This is a genomic window from Pseudomonas sp. S31, from assembly GCF_016648105.1.
In the GTDB taxonomy this organism is placed as follows: Bacteria; Pseudomonadota; Gammaproteobacteria; order Pseudomonadales; family Pseudomonadaceae; genus Aquipseudomonas.
This window is the reverse complement of record NZ_JACVVE010000047.1, coordinates 22,026-41,076: the sequence shown is the minus strand read 5'-3', so window position 1 is coordinate 41,076 and position 19,051 is coordinate 22,026. Positions and strand designations below refer to the sequence as shown.

The 19,051-nt window shown below is 61.9% G+C and carries 31 protein-coding genes and 1 tRNA gene; 25 read left to right on the top strand and 7 right to left on the bottom strand.

The window, feature by feature from the left end; genetic code table 11:
* Positions 1-178 precede the first annotated feature (178 nt).
* From IAE37_RS24985 to IAE37_RS24970, 4 genes are all read left to right on the top strand, one after another.
* The gene (locus IAE37_RS24985) at positions 179-562 is read left to right on the top strand and encodes a response regulator transcription factor (protein WP_201178012.1); all 384 of its coding nucleotides are present in this window, start codon (positions 179-181) and stop codon (positions 560-562) included.
* 20 nt (positions 563-582) lie between these two features.
* The gene (locus IAE37_RS24980; RefSeq protein ID WP_201178010.1) at positions 583-921 is read left to right on the top strand and encodes a hypothetical protein; all 339 of its coding nucleotides are present in this window, start codon (positions 583-585) and stop codon (positions 919-921) included.
* Positions 918-1,409 (top strand): single-stranded DNA-binding protein, encoded by a 492-nt coding sequence (gene ssb, locus IAE37_RS24975; protein WP_201178008.1) that lies wholly within the window; start codon positions 918-920, stop codon positions 1,407-1,409. The genes IAE37_RS24980 and ssb overlap by 4 nt, the downstream gene beginning before the upstream one ends.
* 245 nt (positions 1,410-1,654) lie before the next feature.
* Positions 1,655-2,005 carry a hypothetical protein gene (locus tag IAE37_RS24970; protein WP_201178006.1) on the top strand — a complete coding sequence of 117 codons (351 nt, stop codon included), beginning with the start codon at positions 1,655-1,657 and terminating at the stop codon, positions 2,003-2,005.
* Between the two features lie 5 nt (positions 2,006-2,010).
* Here IAE37_RS24970 and IAE37_RS24965 read toward each other — a convergent pair whose 3' ends face one another.
* Positions 2,011-2,607: a hypothetical protein gene (locus tag IAE37_RS24965; RefSeq protein WP_201178004.1), complete on the bottom strand. Its 597-nt coding sequence runs from the start codon at positions 2,605-2,607 to the stop codon at positions 2,011-2,013.
* 110 nt (positions 2,608-2,717) lie between these two features.
* Between IAE37_RS24965 and IAE37_RS24960 the strand changes: the two genes are divergently transcribed.
* The 4 genes from IAE37_RS24960 (at position 2,718) to IAE37_RS24945 (ending at position 5,681) form a co-directional block, all read left to right on the top strand.
* Positions 2,718-3,269 (top strand): hypothetical protein, encoded by a 552-nt coding sequence (locus tag IAE37_RS24960; protein ID WP_236410143.1) that lies wholly within the window; start codon positions 2,718-2,720, stop codon positions 3,267-3,269.
* 14 nt (positions 3,270-3,283) lie between these two features.
* Positions 3,284-3,667 carry a hypothetical protein gene (locus IAE37_RS24955; RefSeq protein ID WP_201178000.1) on the top strand — a complete coding sequence of 128 codons (384 nt, stop codon included), beginning with the start codon at positions 3,284-3,286 and terminating at the stop codon, positions 3,665-3,667.
* A gap of 850 nt (positions 3,668-4,517) precedes the next feature.
* Positions 4,518-4,742 carry a hypothetical protein gene (locus tag IAE37_RS28890; RefSeq protein ID WP_236410142.1) on the top strand — a complete coding sequence of 75 codons (225 nt, stop codon included), beginning with the start codon at positions 4,518-4,520 and terminating at the stop codon, positions 4,740-4,742.
* Between the two features lie 15 nt (positions 4,743-4,757).
* A complete protein-coding gene (locus tag IAE37_RS24945; RefSeq protein WP_201177998.1) occupies positions 4,758-5,681 on the top strand; it encodes a DNA cytosine methyltransferase in 924 nt (307 codons plus the stop codon).
* Between the two features lie 18 nt (positions 5,682-5,699).
* On the opposite strand, the gene IAE37_RS24940 is transcribed toward IAE37_RS24945, so the two are convergent.
* Positions 5,700-5,945, bottom strand: a complete 246-nt coding sequence (locus tag IAE37_RS24940) for a hypothetical protein (RefSeq protein ID WP_201177996.1) — start codon at positions 5,943-5,945, stop codon at positions 5,700-5,702.
* Between the two features lie 48 nt (positions 5,946-5,993).
* On the opposite strand from IAE37_RS24940, the gene IAE37_RS24935 reads away from it, so the two are divergent.
* Positions 5,994-6,494, top strand: a complete 501-nt coding sequence (locus tag IAE37_RS24935) for a hypothetical protein (protein WP_201177994.1) — start codon at positions 5,994-5,996, stop codon at positions 6,492-6,494.
* Entirely contained in the window at positions 6,491-6,643 is a 153-nt protein-coding gene (locus tag IAE37_RS24930) for a hypothetical protein (RefSeq protein ID WP_201177992.1), read from the top strand. The genes IAE37_RS24935 and IAE37_RS24930 overlap by 4 nt, the downstream gene beginning before the upstream one ends.
* Before the next feature lie 20 nt (positions 6,644-6,663).
* Here the strand turns inward: IAE37_RS24930 and IAE37_RS24925 are convergent, their stop codons facing one another.
* Together IAE37_RS24925 and IAE37_RS24920 are read right to left on the bottom strand one after the other, a co-directional pair.
* The gene (locus tag IAE37_RS24925) at positions 6,664-6,945 is read right to left on the bottom strand and encodes a hypothetical protein (protein WP_201177990.1); all 282 of its coding nucleotides are present in this window, start codon (positions 6,943-6,945) and stop codon (positions 6,664-6,666) included.
* A 61-nt stretch (positions 6,946-7,006) separates the two neighbouring features.
* Positions 7,007-7,258, bottom strand: a complete 252-nt coding sequence (locus IAE37_RS24920) for a hypothetical protein (RefSeq protein WP_201177988.1) — start codon at positions 7,256-7,258, stop codon at positions 7,007-7,009.
* A gap of 178 nt (positions 7,259-7,436) precedes the next feature.
* Here IAE37_RS24920 and IAE37_RS24915 point away from each other — a divergent pair, with 178 nt between their 5' ends.
* From IAE37_RS24915 to IAE37_RS24885, 7 genes are read left to right on the top strand one after another with little or no spacing between them, the layout of a single operon-like run.
* Complete coding sequence (locus tag IAE37_RS24915; RefSeq protein ID WP_201177986.1) at positions 7,437-8,087, top strand: hypothetical protein; 651 nt, start codon at positions 7,437-7,439, stop codon at positions 8,085-8,087.
* Positions 8,084-8,335 carry a hypothetical protein gene (locus IAE37_RS24910; RefSeq protein ID WP_201177984.1) on the top strand — a complete coding sequence of 84 codons (252 nt, stop codon included), beginning with the start codon at positions 8,084-8,086 and terminating at the stop codon, positions 8,333-8,335. Before IAE37_RS24915 ends, IAE37_RS24910 begins: the two co-directional genes overlap by 4 nt.
* Entirely contained in the window at positions 8,332-8,757 is a 426-nt protein-coding gene (locus IAE37_RS24905; protein ID WP_201177982.1) for a hypothetical protein, read from the top strand. Before IAE37_RS24910 ends, IAE37_RS24905 begins: the two co-directional genes overlap by 4 nt.
* Before the next feature lie 46 nt (positions 8,758-8,803).
* Positions 8,804-9,115, top strand: coding sequence for a hypothetical protein (locus IAE37_RS24900; RefSeq protein WP_201177980.1), 312 nt, complete (start codon positions 8,804-8,806; stop codon positions 9,113-9,115).
* Between the two features lie 56 nt (positions 9,116-9,171).
* Entirely contained in the window at positions 9,172-9,399 is a 228-nt protein-coding gene (locus tag IAE37_RS24895) for a hypothetical protein (RefSeq protein ID WP_201177977.1), read from the top strand.
* Positions 9,400-9,438: 39 nt separating this feature from the next.
* The gene (locus tag IAE37_RS24890; protein ID WP_201177975.1) at positions 9,439-9,684 is read left to right on the top strand and encodes a DUF4224 domain-containing protein; all 246 of its coding nucleotides are present in this window, start codon (positions 9,439-9,441) and stop codon (positions 9,682-9,684) included.
* Between the two features lies 1 nt (position 9,685).
* On the top strand, positions 9,686-10,738 hold the full coding sequence (locus IAE37_RS24885) for a site-specific integrase (RefSeq protein WP_201177973.1): 1,053 nt from the start codon (positions 9,686-9,688) through the stop codon (positions 10,736-10,738).
* A gap of 96 nt (positions 10,739-10,834) precedes the next feature.
* Here the strand turns inward: IAE37_RS24885 and IAE37_RS24880 are convergent.
* Both IAE37_RS24880 and sohB read right to left on the bottom strand, forming a co-directional pair.
* Positions 10,835-10,908, bottom strand: a tRNA-Cys gene (locus IAE37_RS24880).
* Positions 10,909-11,061: 153 nt separating this feature from the next.
* Positions 11,062-12,087, bottom strand: a complete 1,026-nt coding sequence (gene sohB / locus IAE37_RS24875; RefSeq protein ID WP_201177971.1) for a protease SohB — start codon at positions 12,085-12,087, stop codon at positions 11,062-11,064.
* A 196-nt stretch (positions 12,088-12,283) separates the two neighbouring features.
* Between sohB and IAE37_RS24870 the strand changes: the two genes are divergently transcribed.
* The 4 genes from IAE37_RS24870 (at position 12,284) to IAE37_RS24855 (ending at position 15,432) form a co-directional block, all read left to right on the top strand.
* Positions 12,284-12,994, top strand: coding sequence for a histidine phosphatase family protein (locus IAE37_RS24870; RefSeq protein ID WP_201177969.1), 711 nt, complete (start codon positions 12,284-12,286; stop codon positions 12,992-12,994).
* Between the two features lie 55 nt (positions 12,995-13,049).
* Positions 13,050-13,367, top strand: a complete 318-nt coding sequence (locus IAE37_RS24865; protein WP_201177967.1) for an SCP2 sterol-binding domain-containing protein — start codon at positions 13,050-13,052, stop codon at positions 13,365-13,367.
* A gap of 197 nt (positions 13,368-13,564) precedes the next feature.
* Positions 13,565-14,632, top strand: a complete 1,068-nt coding sequence (locus tag IAE37_RS24860; protein WP_201177966.1) for a phosphotransferase family protein — start codon at positions 13,565-13,567, stop codon at positions 14,630-14,632.
* A gap of 32 nt (positions 14,633-14,664) precedes the next feature.
* Complete coding sequence (locus IAE37_RS24855; RefSeq protein WP_201177964.1) at positions 14,665-15,432, top strand: SDR family oxidoreductase; 768 nt, start codon at positions 14,665-14,667, stop codon at positions 15,430-15,432.
* A gap of 15 nt (positions 15,433-15,447) precedes the next feature.
* Here the strand turns inward: IAE37_RS24855 and IAE37_RS24850 are convergent, their stop codons facing one another.
* Positions 15,448-15,798, bottom strand: coding sequence for a hypothetical protein (locus IAE37_RS24850; protein WP_201177962.1), 351 nt, complete (start codon positions 15,796-15,798; stop codon positions 15,448-15,450).
* Positions 15,799-15,912: 114 nt separating this feature from the next.
* Between IAE37_RS24850 and IAE37_RS24845 the strand changes: the two genes are divergently transcribed.
* The 4 genes from IAE37_RS24845 (at position 15,913) to IAE37_RS24830 (ending at position 19,019) form a co-directional block, all read left to right on the top strand.
* The gene (locus IAE37_RS24845; RefSeq protein ID WP_201177960.1) at positions 15,913-16,215 is read left to right on the top strand and encodes an RcnB family protein; all 303 of its coding nucleotides are present in this window, start codon (positions 15,913-15,915) and stop codon (positions 16,213-16,215) included.
* Positions 16,216-16,405: 190 nt separating this feature from the next.
* Positions 16,406-16,582 carry a hypothetical protein gene (locus IAE37_RS24840; RefSeq protein WP_201178014.1) on the top strand — a complete coding sequence of 59 codons (177 nt, stop codon included), beginning with the start codon at positions 16,406-16,408 and terminating at the stop codon, positions 16,580-16,582.
* 50 nt (positions 16,583-16,632) lie between these two features.
* Positions 16,633-17,040 (top strand): glycine zipper domain-containing protein, encoded by a 408-nt coding sequence (locus IAE37_RS24835; RefSeq protein WP_201177958.1) that lies wholly within the window; start codon positions 16,633-16,635, stop codon positions 17,038-17,040.
* Between the two features lie 143 nt (positions 17,041-17,183).
* Positions 17,184-19,019, top strand: coding sequence for an SLC13 family permease (locus tag IAE37_RS24830; protein ID WP_201177956.1), 1,836 nt, complete (start codon positions 17,184-17,186; stop codon positions 19,017-19,019).
* Positions 19,020-19,051 lie beyond the last annotated feature (32 nt).

Here is a 19,051-nt window from a genome sequence, read left to right as displayed (position 1 = left end):
TAATGAGAGCGCCAAGAAGCGGTTTTGAACAACCAGCGCCACGTCAGCCTGACGTTAACTGCCCGATCACCTGGTTCCCCATCACCAGGCTGCATCGGTCGTGACGTTCGCCCTCCCCTGGTCCGGGAGGTTTACGGCAGCGAGTGTCACGACCAATGCAGCCCACCGAGGACACTTCATGGAAACGATCACCTGCGGCTCATGGACTGGCCAGCTCGGCAAGGCGCTGGCTCCACGCGAACTGGAAGCAATGCTGTGGGTGGCCCAGGGCCTCACCACAAAAGAGATCGCCCGCCAGATGGCCGTGAGCCCTGGCACGGTCGCCAATCGCATCGAGGCCGCGCTGTTCAAGCTCGAAGCCGGTCGCCGCATCGAGGCGGTCACCAAGGCCATGCGTCAGCAGATCATCAGCCCCCTCTGCATCGTGCTGGCCGGCCTAATCGCCATGCACGCAGCCATCAACGACGGTGACCCAATGCGCCGTGATCGCCGAGCGCCGGAGCGGCGCACCGCCCAGATTCGAATCGTTCGCCGGGCCGAGGCCCTGGAACTTCACGCCTGACCACAATGAGGATCACCACCATGCAAGTAGCCATCCGAGAGAGCCAGGATCAGCTCGAAGTCCTGCGCCAGGAAGTCATCACCGCCACCGAGGCGTTCCACGCCAAGTCGCGCTTCATCGTCACCCCGGCCGGCAATGGCTGGATGGTGGTCTCGTCCCGCGACAATCGCGTGTACGGCCGCAACACCAGCTACCCGCAAGCCGTTCGCTACGCAGAAAGCCTCGAGCGGGCCATTGACGCGAAGGCGCTGCCGGTGGTGGCCGCGGTGAAGGTGAAAGAGCTCGGCGAACGCGCCACCCGCTGGGTGAGCCTGTTCGCGCTGATGCTGATCGTGCTGGCCGGGGCGGCATCGTCATGAGCCGCGGGGTCAACAAGGTCATTCTGGTGGGCGCGGTCGGCCAGGACCCGGATGTGCGCTACATGCCCAACGGCCAGGCGGTGACCAACATCAGCCTGGCCACCAGCGAGCAGTGGACCGACAAGCAGACCGGCCAGAAGGTCGAGCGCACCGAGTGGCACCGCGTGGTGATGTTCGGCAAGGTCGCGGAGATCGCCGGCGAGTGGGCGCGCAAAGGCTCCCAGCTCTACATCGAGGGCAAGCTGCAGACCCGCGAGTGGGAGAAGGACGGGATCAAGCGCTACACCACGGAGGTGCACGTAGACATGCGCGGCAGCATGCAGCTCCTGGGCGGCAAGCCGCAGGGCCATCAGCCAGGTCAGGCGCCCGATCGTCAGCCGCAGCAGCGCCGACCGGCTCCCCAGCAGCAGAGCCAGCAGGCCGCGCCGCCGGATAACTTCGACGACGACATACCGTTCGCGCCAGCGCACTACCTCACCGGAGCGTAGCCATGCACAACCAGCACTATCAGTGCCCACCTGCTTACTATCTCGGTCGAGCCTGCAGAGACAACAAGCAGTCCCGCGATTCCCAGCCCTACGGCTGGATGACCGTTGATTGCGGCTGGTGGCTGGCAGGCTGGAACGACCGAGACATGGAGCTCACCGCTTGAAACGCATCACCGCGCGCGTCCGGCACGGCCGGCGCCAGCAACACATCAATTTGCCGCCCAGCGGCTTGGGAGGTATCGGCCATGGCCGAGCAGAAGACCGGAGCCGCGAAGCACTCTGCGGACTACCGAGCCCGCGAGAAGGCGAAGGCCGAGAAGCTGGGGATCGAAGACATCACCATCACAATGCCGGGAGGCATCAAGAAAGCACTCACCGCTGAACTCAAGCGGCACGGGTACAAGCAGGTGCAGGAGCTTTGGCAAGACCTGGCTCTGTCTTGGATCGCTCAGGATCCTGAAGAGCGGGCGCGTCGTCTTGAGCGACCTGGCGCGCCAGCTTTTTACATCTCTCCCAAACTAGCGCGCCAGTTCGAAGCAGCAAGCAGGGCAGACCTGAGGCGCGACCCTGGTGATGAAATTAGCTACCCGGATTGAGCTTGTCACGTACGTACCAACACCGAGAATCTCGATATAGCTTTCATGTCCAAGTTCTCTATCGAAAATGCGCCCCAGTATTCGCGCGCACTTCTAAATAACTCGTAAACGTATTTGTGATAGCTATGGTAGAAATCTGAAAGATCGATATCACCTGCTGCCCTTGAAGTCAGAGCATGGGCCGAACTATTCCGAATATTTCTCAGGTCTTCGGCGAAATCGATTGGCACAGCTACTTTATAGTATGAGGGGTCATTCTCCCATCCTTGTCCTTTGCCAGCCTCTAGCCTGGCGCTTATCCGATCGAACACACGCTGTGTTTCTGCAGTGAAAAGTCTATCTTTTCTAGCAGCGCCCTCGCGCCCGCCAAATCCAGAGTCATTACCAATCTGACGCTTGAAACAGGCTAAATAGAATTCATAAAGGTGATGTAAAAACGAGGTATAGAAGCTAAAAAGACTAACACACTCCGTCGCATTTAACGTTGATAGTATCTGTTTATTAGCAAGGCGCTCAAACTCATCCCAGCTACTCTTCATCAGAAAGCTTTCGTGATGAATTGTAGTGATGAGGGCGGAGTCTAATTCAGGATTTTTGAACATTAGCTGTCTCGCTAGCTGATTCGTACAGAGCCGACTAATACCCCATCCCAAACCAAATTGCCACCATGCCGCATCCGGCCACGGAGGGCGGCGCATGCATGGAGAAAGCCATGAGCTATTTCTACAAGACCGAATCGCCAAAGGTTCTGGCCGCCGTGCGCGCCTGGGACGACAAGAAAGCTGCCTGGGACGCTCAGCGCAAGAAATTGGGTGAGGCGTTCGGCGCCGATGCATCGCCGATGTACAGCGGCTCCCGCAACTACGTCGGCGGCATCAAGCTCAGCGCCAGCCGCGCCCTGGATGTGCATTGGTGCCGCCCTGACGAATACGGCTATCGCTCTCTGCGTCGGGCGCCCAAGCACGCCAAGGGCACGGACAAAGAGGTGCGCGCGGCCGAGAAGGCCGAGCACCAGCGCCTGGAAGACCTCTGGAAAGCGCATTGCCCGGTCGATATCGACCGCGACGAAATGTGGGAGGCCATCGGCGTCGAGCGCGGCGGGATCTGGCTCAGCGGCGGGGTGTGCTTCACCTACGGCGAAACGGTTTACCTGAACCTGGGCAGCAAGGCCGCTGATGGCGATGTTGAAGGACTGGTTGAGATCGTCAGCAGCGAGTACGAAACAGCCCGCCAGCGCGTGCTCAACGCGCGGAAAGCGGCCTGATCAAGGAGCGATCTATGAGCGACTACAACTGCGCCTACGTGCGCGACCACTATGGCGTGCCAGCAGAGATCGGACGCCGAGTCATCGCCAACGGTGAGCTCGGTGTGATCATGGCCGACCGTGGCCACTACATCGGCGTCATCCTCGACAGCGACCCGAAGAAGCGCATCCGCAACTACCACCCGACCTGGGAAATGCAGTACGGCGATATGGCTGAGAAGCTGCCGCTTAAACGCTACCAGGTGCTGGTGGCCGGATGGGACTGGTGGGACATCACCAATCGAACCATCGTTGATGTCTTCGCCAGCACCCCGTCGCAGGCCAAGTACAAGGCCTACGAGAGGTGCGAGTACCACGACATCGAGTGCATGTTCGGATTCAAGGTTCGAAGGGCCTAGCAGTTGGCTTTGAAGCTATTCGACCGACCCGTGTATTTCCTCCGATGAAGGCAGAGGAGCCCCAGTGTCTGCGGCGGATTGAAGCTGGCGAGTCGCAATTTGAAGATGGTCCCGAATATCACCAACCGATTCAGTCCATCGCTTATAGGCCTCTCGCTTTGCCGAGACTTCGTTTTGAGTCCATCTAGGCTGACTTAACCTGTATTTCGTCTGCCCGGCAAAGATATGTATCAAGCCAAGGGCGCGAGCCAGTCGCTTTGCTGCGTGATTAGGTAAGCACAGAACCTGATAAAGATCATCAGTGGTGATAGTGGATGCAGCCGATTCAATCTCACCAAGGAGACCCGAAATCTGCGGGCCACTGCTCTCGTAGTCGTCATCGTTAAATACAAGACAGGCGTACAGAAGTGATACCTGCTCTTCTAGTGAGCTAACCGGCCCCAGGAGTCTTGCGGCCGCAAGATCGGATCTGTCCTTCTCAATCCTTCGGCTGTCCGCTAAGGCGCGATACGAAAAGACCAAAGCCACTATCACGGCAGCGCATGTACCTAAGGCAGATGCCGCCTCCCAGACGTCTTTCAGCTCCAAAGCCCTTCCCTCTCGATAACGCCTCAAACGGACATTAGAGATATCTCACTTTCTTTATGAGCGCCACCCTGCGAGGACGGCGCCTGCCTGGAGATCACCATGAGCACATTCGCAGTGTTCGGCATGACCGCGAGCGCGGCACTCGCCGATGCCCGGAAGCAGACCAAGGCGACCAAGCCAAGCGGCAAGGCTGGCTGCCCCCCCCCTAGAGCTGACGCTAGCCGAATGGACTGAGGCCGTTCAGCGCAACGCGGACGCCATCATGGCCGGCGAGAAGGTGAAGCAGCTCAGCGCGCTCTTCGACACCCCGCAGCACGCTCAGCAGTTCATCGAGCTGGCCAAGCGGGCCGGCGCCTGCCGCGACTTGAAGATCCGGTGCAAAGCCGCCCTGCTCGACGAGAAGGGCAACAAGATCATCAGCCCCAAGACCAAGATGCCCGTTATCGGCTGGGCGGATTGGAAGCCAGAAATTCACAAAGCCGCTTGAGACGGAAATCGCACAATGACCACAGCAATCGACCTGTTCGCCGGCCTCGGCGGATGGAGCACCGGCGCGCGCGCCGCAGGCGTCCAGGTTCTCTGGGCGGCAAACCACTGGCCAGAGGCCGTGAAGTGGCATGCAGCAAACCACCAGGACACCGAGCACGTGTGCCAGGACCTGCAGCAGGCGAACTGGGCAAAGGTGCCGCGCTCGGACATCGGCATCGCCTCCCCATGCTGCCAGGGCCATGCAAAGGCCCGCGGCAAGAAGAACGGCAATCCAGAGCACGACGCCTCTCGCTCGACCGCCTGGGCGGTGCCATCTGCTGCTGAAGTACTTGATCAGGATGCCTGGGTGGTCGAGAACGTGCCCGAGTTCGTGAACTGGGTGCTCTACCCCTGCTGGGTCGACGCGATGCGGCGCCTGGGCTACCAGGTCGCGCCGCACATCGTAGATTGCGCCGACTTGGGCGTGCCGCAACACCGTGTGCGCCTGTTCCTAATCTGCACCAAGAGCAAAGCGCCGATCCAGCTGCAGCTGCAGCAGTGCGAGCACGTTCCGGCCAGCAGCTTCCTCAATTTCGACGCGGGACGCTGGTCGCAGATCGAGAAGCCAGGCCGGGCCGTGGCAACGCTGGAACGCGTGGGCAACGGGCGCCAGCGCTTCGGTGACCGATTTATCATGCCCTACTACGGCAAAGGTTCCGGTACCACCGGCCGAGACATCAACCGGCCGATCGGCACCATCACCACCCTGGACCGCTGGGCCCTGGTCGACGGCGATCGCATGCGGATGCTCAGCGCCAACGAGGCCCTGGCCGCCATGTCGTTCCCGGCTGACACCCTGCGGCCGGACAACCACCGGCTAACCATGCACATGGCGGGAAATGCAGTGCCTCCGCTGGCTGGTCAGCGAGTGATAGAGGCGCTTCTACAGGCCGCATAATGGCCGTCACGGCTTTGCTCAGCGATATAGCACCCCTTCGTACTCTGCATTTGCGCTATTGATGATTGGACGCTCAACACCCGCTTGATGCTGCTCGGCTATCCACTGCTGCATTGCAGTAGTGCGAAGCCACTGAGCCCGATCAAGAATCCCGAGCACCGTTCCAGTCACACGATACTTCCCGCAATCGTCGCAATCGAAGTCGGCATAGTCACCGAATCGCTCTTCTTCCATTGCTGGCTTGTTGCATACAACACATTCCATAAGAACCTCCATTTCTTGAGCGGGCAACTATAGCCGCGAGGTTTCCCCATGCCCACAGAAAACCGATCCAGCAACACCGAGATGGTCAGCGTGCCCTTCCAGCGCGAAGACCGGTACATCGTCATCAAGCGCAGCGACCTGGCGAAAGTGCCGGTGGCCTACCGGAGCGCCTTGGTTGATCCGCTCTTTCACCTCCAGGCGCATCTGCCGCAGCGCGAGTGCCTGGTGATCGAAAGCGACTGGCCAGAGTACGAGCCGACCTGGGCAGCCATTCAGGCCCGAGTTACCGGCGAGCCAGTGAAGGAGCGCGTAGGGTCAGGGCAGTTAAACGACGACGATCGCTATTTGCTCTGCTGCGAGGAACTACGCGAATGCGAGGATGAGCGCGCCGCCGCCAGTGATGAGGCCGCAGTCCTGCGTGACCATCTGGCCAAGAGGGATGCACTACTGCGAGAGGTGCTGGCCTTGATTGACGATGGCGTTGGCCGAAGCGATACCGAGTGGCTCCTGATACAGAATGTGCGCGCGGCCCTTGAGATTCAGCCATGAGTTGGGAGCAGTGGTGGGCCGAACTGGTGGCTATCGCCGCCAAGCACGGGCACACGCCAGGCATGCCAGAGATGTGGAAGGAATACAACTGGGCGCGTGGCCAGACCCCGCAAGAAGCCTACCTGGCTGAATACTCTCTCGATTTCTAACCCCTCTCCCCTTTATTCACTCAGCGAGGGCTGAGCCGCTGACCTGCTACCCAGTCGTTGGCGCGCTGGAGCGCCCAGGCCATGGCTGCGGTCATCGTCTGCCCTTTGCAATCAGGGTGATTTTCTTCAATAAGCATGAGCCCCTTCTGGCCATAAATGCCGAAGAAGAGCTGGGTGACGTTCTCTTTGGAGGTGCGGACCTGAATGTTGATGAGGGTGCCGCAGGGCAGGCGCTCGTCGTAGTTGCGGAAGTGCAATTCCGAATTTGCCCAATCCCAGTAAACCTTACCGCGATTACGCATGGCTGGGCCTCAAAGTGATGAATTGTCATCTCAGGCTACAGCAACGCTACGCAATAGCTAACTATTTCTTAACCGCTGAATCAATTAATTGCCGTGGTGCCCCGCCTGGGCCAGCTGCATCCTCCGCGCCTTGCCCTTCAGCGTACTCAATCCAGCGGGCGAAAGCTTGACGGTGCCGACGGCAAGTCTCGTCCCAATCAATGTGATCCATCTGCTCGTATGCAATCTGTTTCATCGTGTCAGCGGCCAAGTCACTCAAATCCTTCAGCGCTTGGTACGCCTGATATTGGCGCTCATGTTTGTCAGCACTCATGAGAATTCATCCGCAAGCTATTGATATCAGTCCCTAACATTAGGGACCAGCATAAGCGGCGTGAAGGTTCCCTGCTTCACCAAAAAGCCGACAAGCGATACCAAAGGCTGTCGCGCCACCTAGTACCAAACCCTCTCCCCTCTATTCACTGCCGCGATATGGCGGCCAAGGCGAAGCTATGTCTCAAGCAAAGGAACGCCCGATCCTGTTCAGCGGGCCGATGGTCCGCGCCATTCTGGATGGCCGGAAGACGGTGACACGGCGAGTAGTGAAGGCAACAAAGTCTCATGCCGACGGCCTCATCATGCTCGATCACGGCAACGGATGGTGGCCGTTCAATGCGTTCGGCGACTCCGAAGTCGACAGCGATGGTATGGAATACCCGATCTCCTGCCCTCACGGAAAACCCGGCGACCGGCTCTGGGTGCGGGAAACCTGGTTTTGCGACCACTTCGAAGTCATGAGCGGCCCGTACCTTAAACCCGCCGACCTTGACGTTACCGACGCTCGCGAAGACGGCACGCTGGTCTACGCCGCTGATGGCCTGACGCCGTATGAAGCCGAGCAGCCGACATGGAAGCCAAGCATCCACATGCCCCGCTGGGCCAGCCGCATCCTGCTGGAGGTCACCGACGTGCGCGTCGAGCGGTTGCAGGAGATCAGCGAGGACCAGGCTAAGGCCGAAGGGCCAGATCTGCCAGTTGCTGAGCACCTTGATGCCGCCTGGGGCGTGCAGTTTCGGCGCCTTTGGGAGTCGATCAACGGCCCTGAAGCCTGGACCTCCAATCCATGGGTATGGGTAGTCGAATTCAAGAGGATCGAGCCATGACCCGCCTCGCCCTCTGCCTCCTGCTGCTGGCCACCGGCGCCAGCGCAACCGAGAACGTCATCGACGTGCAGCACGACAGCCGGCGCGGCGTCACCTGCTACCTGCTCAACGGGGTCGGCATCAGCTGCATCCCCGACAGCCAGCTGCAGGCCGGCAACCAGCGCCAGCTCTCCCCGCACGAAACACAACCCGAACCTACACCCGCACTGGCGCCTGGGCGCTGGATTGATGAGAGGTATCAGCTGTGAGCCGTCAAGTCACAGAGCAAGATTTCCGGCGGCCTGAGTTCCGCGACGCCAAGATCGAAGACTACGAGTTCCGCGCCGACGGCGCCCTGGTCCGCAAGGATCGCTGGGAACAAGGCATTCACCGGATTCACGGCATCATCGGCCGTCGCGGACGAGAGTTCGAAATTTCCGAGGTGGTCGAGGCGGTCGAGAAACTCAAAGGCCACTGGCTCGAGGCAGAGCACGACGAAGACCCAGTATCTGACTGGATCGATGTGCGCCTGCGCTGCGGCAGCGTGCTTGCCGGCTGCGCGCGAACTGGCACCTTCGAGTACCGATGGCCGTTCGGGCAGTTCAACTTCACCAGCAAGGACTTCGGCACCGAGATCGTCGCTTATCAGCCGATTCCAGACCTGCAACCAAGCAAGGAACCGCAGCCATGATCCTGCCCCTGATGTACATGGCCTGCCTGATCTACAGGGGGCCTCGATGAGCGCCGAAGTATTCCAATTTCCGGTCAAGCGCCGGCTCCAAAATAACCAGGTAGCTGCCAATCAGGCCGAGCGCAAGAAGTTGGCTGACTGGTTTCGAGCCATTGCCCAGCACATTGAGGGCAACGAGATCGAGCGCGAGCCTTTGGCAGCCATGATCGTGCTCAGCAGCGCTGCCGGCGATGAGGTGCTGCACATTGGCTATGCAGCCGAAGCAGTCGACATCAGGCAGGCCGGTAGCGCTGCATCCCGCTGGTCCGGCCTCTCCTATCAACGTCGCGGCGGCAACTTCTTCGACCGCATCAAGTAACCCCTCCTCCTACAACTCAAGCCCGCCGACATGCGCGGGCATGGAGAGCTATTGCCATGCCAATCATCACCGTGACCTCCACAGTCATCACCCGCTTCGATGTGCCCGAAGGCGTGGGTATCGACCTGATCCGCCACCAAGCGCTTCCCGTCCTCGGCGAAGACGACGAAGGCACTGATGCAGTCGGCGCTCTTCAGGACACCGCTCTGAACCAAGTCTTCATGGGAGCGGCTGACGCTCGATCGCAATCAGTCGAGCACTCCATCACCGAAGGCGAATACTGACCACCAACCTGCCGCCACCGGCGGCGTGGAGACCATCCCATGGAAACCGAGATCCTTTCGGACGAAGAGCTGGTGGTGATCACCGGCTACAAACCCCGGGCGTGGCAGCGCCGTTGGCTCACAGAAAAAGGCTGGCACTTCGTCGAGAGCCGCGGCGGCCGGCCACTGGTTGGCCGCCAGTACGCCCGCCAGAAGCTCAGCGGCGTGGTGATCGACACCGTGCCGGTCGCTGCAGCCCCGCCCCCGGCGCCAGCCTGGACCCCTGATTTCTCCCGAGTAAAGTGAAATGCGACCCAGAAGTACCGAGAACCGCGACCTGCCGCCGGGCATGTACCGACGAAAGCGCACCAGGAAGAACGGAAAAGTGTGGGTGGGGTACTACTACCGCGACCAGGCCGGCAAGGAAATCCCTCTCGGTACCGACCTGGTGCAGGCCAAGCTGAAATGGGCCGACTTCGAAGCCAAGGCCACCCCGGCCGAGCTGACGACGATGAAGGGGATCTTCGACGAGTACCTGCTGAAGATCATCCCGGGCAAGGCCGCCAGAACCCAAAAGGACAACATCTACGAGCTCAAGCAGCTGCGCGCCGTGTTCGACTCGGCGCCAATCGACGCCATCACGCCAGCGATGATCGCCCAGTACCGCGACTCGCGTTCGGCGAAGACCAGGGCGAACAGGGAAATCGCCCTGTTCTCCCACGTATTCAACACAGCCAGGGAATGGGGGCTGACCACCCGGGACAACCCGTGCCTGGGCGTGAGGAAAAACAAGGAGAAACCGCGCGACTACTACGCCAACGAAACGGTATGGCAGGCGGTGTATGAGGAGGCTCCACCGGAGCTGAAGGACGCGATGGACCTGGCGTATCTGACCGGCCAGCGGCCGTCGGACGTGCTGTCCATGCGAAAGGACGATATAGAGGGGATCTACCTGCTGGTCAGCCAAGGCAAGACCGGCAAGCGACTGAGGATCGTCTTGGAGGTGGACGGGGTGAAGAACAGCCTGGGCCAGCTGCTCGAGCGAATCATGCGCAGGACGAGCGAGCACCTTTCGCCGTTCTTCATCATCAATGAGCACGGCAAGCGCATGAGCTGGCCGATGTTGCGCAACCGATGGGCAGATGCCCGAGAGGATGCCAGGGTGAAGGCCGAGGTCGAGAAGAAGCCGGACCTGGCCAATCGAATCGCCCAGTTCCAGTTCCGCGACATCCGACCGAAGGCGGCGTCGGAGATCAACGATCTGAGCGATGCAAGCGTGCTGCTGGGGCATTCGAAAGAGGGGATCACCGAGCGCGTTTACCGCCGCGTCGGCGCCATCGCGAAGCCCTCCAAAGGCTGAAGTTTCGGAACTCCATGCTTTTTGTTTCGGAACTCTTGGCTTTTCCGACCCACAAAGAAAAACCCCGCAGACGTTAATCTGCGGGGCTTTCGAATATGGAGGCCGAGGTCGGAATCGAACCGGCGTAGACGGATTTGCAATCCGGAGCATAACCACTTTGCTACTCGGCCTCAAAGTCGGATCTAGCTGCTTGCGCTTTGCTATCTCCTTGAAACACTGAACCTTTTTCAAAGTTCGCTGCGTTTCGATGGGCGCCATTATGTCTGCATTCGAACAACCTTGCAACCCCCTGATTTAAAAAAATCTTCAAGAGGTTCAAGGTGTTAGCGCAAGCGGCCGAATTTGCTCCAGAGGCTGACCAAGGTGTTCTCCACGGTGCCGCTCGCCGCCACGCCGATCCGCTCCTGCAGGCTCTTGCGCTCGGCGTAGTGCAGGTGGAACAGGTTGGCCTCGCGGGCGCGATCGCTCAGGTATTCGTCGCTGGTACGCAGCTCGTCCACCAGTTTGCGGTTGAGCGCAGCCACGCCCAACCACACTTCGCCAGTGGCCACTTCATCGATGTGCAATTGCGGGCGATAGCGGCTGACGAAGTCCTTGAACAGCTGATGGGTGACGTCGAGGTCTTCCTGGAACTTCTCCCGGCCCTTCTCGGTGTTTTCGCCAAACACGGTGAGGGTGCGCTTGTACTCACCCGCGGTCAGTACCTCGAAGTCGATGTCGTGCTTCTTCAGCAAGCGGTTGACGTTGGGCAATTGCGCCACCACGCCGATGGAACCGAGCACCGCGAACGGCGCGCTGACGATCTTCTCGCCGATACAGGCCATCATGTAGCCGCCGCTGGCCGCGACCTTGTCGATGCACACCGTCAGCGGGATGCCGGCCTGGCGGATACGCGCCAATTGCGAGGCGGCCAGGCCGTAGCTGTGCACCAGACCACCACCGCTCTCGAGGCGCAGCACCACTTCGTCACGTGGGGTAGCCAGGGTCAGCAGTGCGGTGATCTCGTTGCGCAGGCTCTCGGTAGCAGAGGCCTTGATGTCGCCGTCGAAGTCGAGCACGAACACCCGGGCCTTCTCCTCGGCCTTGCCCTTGCCCTTCTTCTGCTGTTTTTCCGCCTTGGCCTGCTGCTTGCGCAGGGCCTTGAGCTGGGCCTTGTCGAGCAGGCCCGACTCCAGGCGCTGGCGCAGCTCCTTGTAGAACTCGTTGAGACGGGTGACCTGCAACTGCCCACCCGGCTTGCGCCGGCCCTTGCCACGCATGCCGACGATGGCGGAGAGCACCACCAGGATGGCAATCACCAGGGTGGCGGTTTTGGCCAGAAAGCTTGCGTATTCGGCAAGAAACTCCACGTTGACTCCTTGATAGACAGCGCCTGCACGGCGCGAAACTGTTGCAAGCATACCGGTGCGCCGATGACCCTGCCAGCCGGCGCAAATGCTCGCAACACAGTTCAAACAACCTTTTCAAACGCTTGTATGTTTTTTCGTTGACAGCCTGGGTGGGGCATCCTAACCTCGCATCAACCTTACTGCGCCGGACACTTTCGTGGGCAACCTGTACCTGATCCGCCATGGCCAAGCCTCCTTCGGCGCCGAGGACTACGACGTCCTGTCGGCCATTGGGGCGCGCCAGAGCCACGCCCTGGGCGAGCACCTGGCGCAGCTAGGGGTTCGCCTGGATCGTTGCCTGGCCGGCAACCTGCGGCGTCAACAGGACACCGCACGCCTCACCCTGCAGGCCATGCAAGCCTCGGGCTGCGCGGCCCCGGCGATCGAGACCGAGCCGGCGTTCAATGAATTCGACGCCGACGGCGTGGTCCGGGCCTTGGCCCCGGCCCTGCTGGAGGATGAGCCCGACGCGCTGCATATCCTGCGCAACGGCGCGCAGCACCGCAGCGAGTTCCAGCGCCTGTTCGCACTGATGGTGCAGCGCTGGCACGACGGCCAGCACCCGGGCGAAGGCCTGGAAACCTGGGAGGCCTTCACCGGCCGGGTCGAGGCTGGCCTGCTGCGGGTGCTGGATCAGGCCGGCAGTGGCGACAACATTGCCATCTTCACCTCCGGCGGTACCATTGCCGCCCTGCTCCACCTGGTCACCCGTATCACCCCCAGCCAGGCCTTCGCGCTGAACTGGCAGATCATCAACACGTCGCTCAGCCAGCTGAAATTCCGTGGTCGCGACGTGTCCCTGGCCACCTTCAACAGCCAGGCCCATGTGCAGCTGTTGAGGGCGCCGGAGCTCATCACCTACCGATGACCCGGCCTGTTGTGTCCCCGCGGGGACGTGAAAACCACTCTATAAGGAATGCACCATGACCTCCGTAGCTGATGCCGTTAAGAAGATGCAAGAGAAGTTCAACCCATCCGCTGCCGCCGGCCTGGACCTGGTGTTCGGCTTCAATGTCACCGACGAAGACAAGCACTACGCGCTGATCGTCAAGGACGGCACCTGCGACCTGCAGGAAGGCGAAAACCCGGATGCCAACTGCACCCTGGTAATGGACAGCGAGACCCTCAAGGGCATCGTCAGCGGCGAGACCGACGGCATGCAGGCATTCATGAGCGGCAAGCTGCGTGTCGAAGGCGACATGATGCTGTCGATGAAGCTGAGCGAGCTGTTCCCGGCCTGAGTGGCGGGCCTGTCGAGCGATACGAAAACCGAAGCCCGGGTGGCTTCGGTTTTTTTTCGCCTGCAGGCCAAGGGCGTCATCAGGGCAGTTGATCGGTGGGCAACACCCTCGCCTATAGGGCGCTGGCACGCTTGTTCCAGCCGACTCAGCCCATTAGATTAGCCAATAGTCCTTGCGACAGATAATAAGGAAAACGCATGACGCTCACCGACTCGTCCACCCAGGTACGCCCCGGCGAAGAACTCGATGCGCAGGCCGTCGACGCCTTTCTCAAGGCCAGCATCGCCGGGCTTGCGGGCACGCCAGGCATCAGTCAGTTCCCCGGGGGTGCTTCCAACCTGACCTACCTGGTGGCCTACCCGGACCGTGAATTCGTGCTGCGCCGCCCGCCTTTCGGCGAAAAGGCCAAGTCGGCGCACGACATGGGCCGGGAGTTTCGCATCCTCAACCAGCTCAACAGCGGCTTCCCCTACTGCCCCAAGGCTTACGTGCACTGTACCGACCGCGCGGTGATCGGCAGCGAGTTCTATGTCATGGAGCGGGTCAAGGGCGTGATCCTGCGCTCGGACATTCCCGCCGAACTCGGCCTGGATGCCATGCGCACCGAAAGCCTGTGCAAGAGCTTCATCGAACGCCTGGTGCAGTTGCACCAGGTCGATTACCAGGCTTGCGGCCTGGCCGACCTGGGCAAGCCCGAAGGCTACGTGCAGCGCCAGATCGAAGGCTGGAGCAGCCGCTATGGCAAGGCCATGACCCCGGATGCCCCGGCCTGGGAACAGGTGATGGCCTGGCTGCGCGAGAAGATGCCGGCCGACCACCCGCGCCCGGGCATCGTGCACAACGACTACCGCTTCGACAATGTCATCCTCGATGCCGAAAACCCCATGCGCATCATCGGCGTGCTGGATTGGGAAATGGCGACGATCGGTGACCCGCTGATGGACCTGGGCAACAGCCTGGCCTACTGGATCGAGGCGACCGACCCACCTGCAGTGCAACTGATGCGCCGCCAGCCCAGCAACGCACCGGGCATGCTGACCCGCCGCCAGTTCGTCGACCACTACGCCGAGCGCGCCGGCATCGGCCTGGACAATTTCGACTACTACTATTGCTACGGCCTGTTCCGTCTGGCCGGCATCGTCCAGCAGATCTACTACCGCTACTACCACGGCCAGACCCAGGACAAGCGCTTCGCCCAGTTCATCCACATGAACCGCTTGCTCGAGCAGATGACCCTGCAGGTCATCGACAAGTCCGTGCTCTGACAACCGCCCCGACGACCGACAAGGAACACCGCATGTCCAAGACCCACCTGTTCGACCTCGATGGCAAGATCGCCTTCGTCTCCGGCGCCAGCCGCGGCATCGGCGAGGCCATCGCCCACCTGTTGGCCCAGCAGGGCGCCCATGTGATCGTCTCCAGTCGCAAGCTCGAAGGCTGCCAGCACGTGGCCGACGCGATCATCGCCGCCGGCGGCAAGGCTACCGCGCTGGCCTGCCACATCGGCGAGCTGGAGCAGATCCAGCAGGTATTCGGCGCCATCCGCGAGCAGTTCGGGCGCTTGGACATCCTGGTCAACAATGCCGCCACCAACCCGCAATTCTGCAACGTGCTGGACACCGACCCAGGCGCCTTCCAGAAGACCGTGGACGTGAACATCCGCGGCTATTTCTTCATGTCGGTGGAGGCCGGCAAGCTGATGCGCGAGCACGGCGGCGGTAGCATCATCAACGTGGCGTCGATCAACGGCGTGTCACCCGGCCACTTCCAGGGCATCTATTCGGTGACCAAGGCTGCGGTGATCAACATGACCAAGGTGTTCGCCAAGGAGTGCGCGCAGTTCGGTATCCGCTGCAACGCGCTGCTGCCGGGTCTGACCGACACCAAGTTCGCCTCGGCCCTGGTGAAGAACGACGCCATTCTCAATGCCGCGCTGCAGCAGATCCCGCTCAAGCGCGTGGCCGCGCCCGAAGAGATGGCCGGCGCGGTGCTGTACCTGGCCAGCGATGCGTCCAGCTACACCACCGGCACCGCGCTCAACGTCGACGGTGGCTATCTGTCCTGAGGTAGCAGCCGCGCCTTACAGGCAGGTCGCGGCGGCGGCGCGGCGTTGCAGGGCCACGCCGTCGTTCTGCTTGGCGTAGTAGTCGACATGGGTGCCGCCGGCTTGTGGGTAGACGTCGACGAACGACTCGGCGCCACGGGTGTAGACGGTCAGCCCCCCTTGGTCGCGAGGCTGCAGGTAGCCGCTGGCGTCGACACCGAAGCGCCCTTCATCCTGCCAGCTGTACTGAATGCACTGGGCGACCAATTCAGGGTCCTTCTGCGAGTCGAGCTGCGCCGTCGGCTTGCCGCCGCGCGCCGTATCCATGGTCGCTGAAGCACAACCGGCCAGCATCAGTACTACGGCCATCGGCACGATCGCTCGCATGTTCAACCCTCGGTATGAAAAAGAACGCGACTCTAGCACTGCTGGGCAATCGGAGTGAATTGTCACGCGTCCTGCGCTGTCGCAAGAAGACCTACCACTGCACAAGGAAACGCCATGCGACCGCTCGCCCTGTTGCCCGCCCTGCTGCTTGCCACCTTGCCCGTGCTGCCCATGACCGCCTCAGCAGCCTCCTCCCCTGTGGAGAGCATCGAGGGCCCGGAAACCCACAACCGCGAAGTCAAGGTCGGTGACAAGGCCCCCGACCAGTACAAGCGCGACGACCAGGCCATCGCCGACTGGAAGGCCAAGGGCCTGCCGGCACCCGAGAAAGAAAGCCACTGGGTGCGCATGGGTGACCACTACGTGCTGGTGCAGATCACCAACGGCGTGATTCTCGCCATCCACCCAGCCTCCTGATCGCCTCCTCGACGCTTGGGGCCGCCCTGCTTGGCGGCCCCAAGCCTGTTGCATCTCCTTCCGATACCTTCGCCGAAGTAGCGCCGCTTATCGCTGGCGTCAGAAATTCTTGCGCGCCCAGGAAACCAAATGGATCGATTCCAGTCTCAGTGAGTGTCCCGTAAACCGTTGCGGATCAAGGACCTATATCGTGATCAAGTCGTTTGCCAGCCTTACCCTACTCGCCGCGGTCCTGCTCACCGCAGGTTGCTATCACCACCACCACGACGACGATGGATGGCGTGACCACGACCGTGGCGACCGTCATCACCGCCGCCACGATCGCGACGATGACGACCGTCAGTACCGTGATCGTTATCACCGCTGAAGCGTCTTTCCAACCCACCTTTACCCGATGATTCCTCTGAGGTTCATATCATGCGTCTGACTTTGCCTTCCCTTGCCCTTGGCCTGCTGCTGTGCCAAGGCGCTTTCGCCGGTGACGGTACCGCCGCCATTGGCGGTGGCCTGGGGGGGGCGCTGGGCAACATCGTTGGCCAATCCATGGGCGGCAAGACCGGCGCGGCCATCGGCGCTGGCCTGGGTGGCGCCGCCGGTAGCGCCGTGGGCGCGCGCAAGGGCAATCGTACAGAAGCCGCCATCGGCGGTGGCCTGGGCTCGGCCGGTGGCTCGCTGCTGGGCGGCGCGGTCGGTGGCTCGACCGGCTCCACCCTCGGTGCCGGCCTGGGCGGCGCGGCCGGTGGTGCCCTGGGCAACCACGTAGGTGACAACAACCGCAGCAGCGGCAGCAGCCACAAGCACAAGCACCGTCGTCACCGCCACTGATTCCTCGCGGCCAGGGCGCTGTCCCTGGCCTGCCCCCGCTGCGGGCAAATTCCTGCAACATGTCAATAACGCCTTCACCACGAGCTGGCACACTGGCTGCTAATGTCTAACGTGCCCCCTGAGTGAAGGAACACCCCCTCCCCATGAACCAAGAGCTGCTCTGGGTCCTTGGCCTGCTGGCCATCGTCGTCGCCCTGTTCATCATCAATCGCCCACGCATGGACGTGGTCGCGCTGCTGGTCATCCTCGCCCTGCCGTTGTCAGGCATCCTCACCGTCGACCAGGCCCTGGCCGGTTTCGCCGACCCCAACGTGGTCCTGATCGCGGCGCTGTTCGTGATCGGCGAAGGCCTGGTGCGCACCGGCATCGCCTACCGCATCGGCGAATGGATGAGCGAGCGGGCCGGCAACAGCGAGGCGCGCCTGCTGGTACTGCTGATGGTGTCGGTGGCCGGCCTGGGCTCGATCATGAGCTCCACCGGCGTGGTGGCGATCTTCATTCCGGTGGTGCTGAGCATCGCCGCGCGCCTGCGCATTCCACCCAGCCGCCTGATGATGCCGCTGGCCTTCGCCGGCCTGATCAGTGGCATGCTCAGCCTGGTGGCCACACCGCCCAACGTGGTGGTGCACAGCGAACTGGTGCGCCGTGGCGAAGCGGGCTTCGAATTCTTCAGCTTCACCCCGTTCGGCCTGGTGGTGCTGGTGCTCGGCGTCGGTTACATGCTGCTGACACGCAACTGGCTCAAGGGCGAAACGCGCAAGGACGGCCGGATGGAGTCACGGCGTACCCTGCTCGACCTGGTGCTCGACTATAAGCTCAACGGCCGCGAGCGGCGCCTGCGCATCCGCCCGCACTCGCCGCTGATCGGTCACACCCTGGGCGAGCTGGAGCTGCGCACCCGGTATGGCGCCAACGTGATCGGCATCGAGCGCCAGCACAAGTTCACCACGCGGGTGATGACGGCCGACTCGAGCACCGTGCTGCACCAGGGCGACGTGCTGCTGCTCGACCTGTTCGGCCCACGCGACGGCGACGACCTGCGCAACCTTTGCCAGACCATGCAGCTCGAACCGCTGCACTTCAAAGCGGCCTACTTCATCGACCAGTCCCAGGACCTGGGCATGGCTGAAGTGTCGCTGCCGCCCGGTTCGCAATGCATCGGCAAGAGCATTCTGGAACTCGCCTTCCGCACCCGCTTCGACCTCAACGTGGTCGGCCTGCGCCGCGAGCAGTCGGCTGTCGAAGCGCAGCTGCTGGAGGAAAAACTGCGCCTTGGCGACACCTTGCTGGTGGTCGGCCCCTGGAAGGCCATCCGCCAGTTGCAAAGCCGCCCATATGACTTCCTGGTGCTGAGCATGCCAGCGGAGATCGACCAGGTGGCGCCCGCGCGCGAACGGGCGCCCCATGCGCTGGTCAGCTTGGCGGTGATGGTCGGGCTGATGGTCAGTGGCATAGTGCCCAACGTGCTCGCCGCGCTGATCGGTTGCCTGCTGATGGGGGCCGGCCGCTGCATCGACATGAACAGCGCCTACCGTGCTATCCACTGGCAAAGCCTGGTGCTGATCGTCGGCATGCTGCCGTTCGCCAAGGCGCTGCAGAAAACCGGCGGTATCGACCTCGCAGTCAGTGGCCTGGTGGGCGTGCTCGGCGGCGCCGGCCCGCTGGCCATCCTCGTCTGCCTGTTCGCCGTCACGGCCGTGATCGGGCTGTTCATCTCCAATACCGCCACGGCGGTGTTGATGGCACCGGTGGCAGTGAGCACCGCTGCGCAATTGGGCATGTCGCCCTATCCGTTCGCCATGACCGTGGCCCTGGCCGCCTCGGCCGCGTTCATGACCCCGGTTTCGTCGCCGGTGAATACCTTGGTGCTCGGGCCAGGCCAGTACCGCTTCGCCGACTTCATCAAGATCGGCGTGCCGTTCACCGTTCTGGTGATGCTGGTAAGCGTGTTGATGGTGTCGTGGTTCTACGGCCTGTAGCTGCACAGGCAATGGCGCCGCTGCCGCGGGCC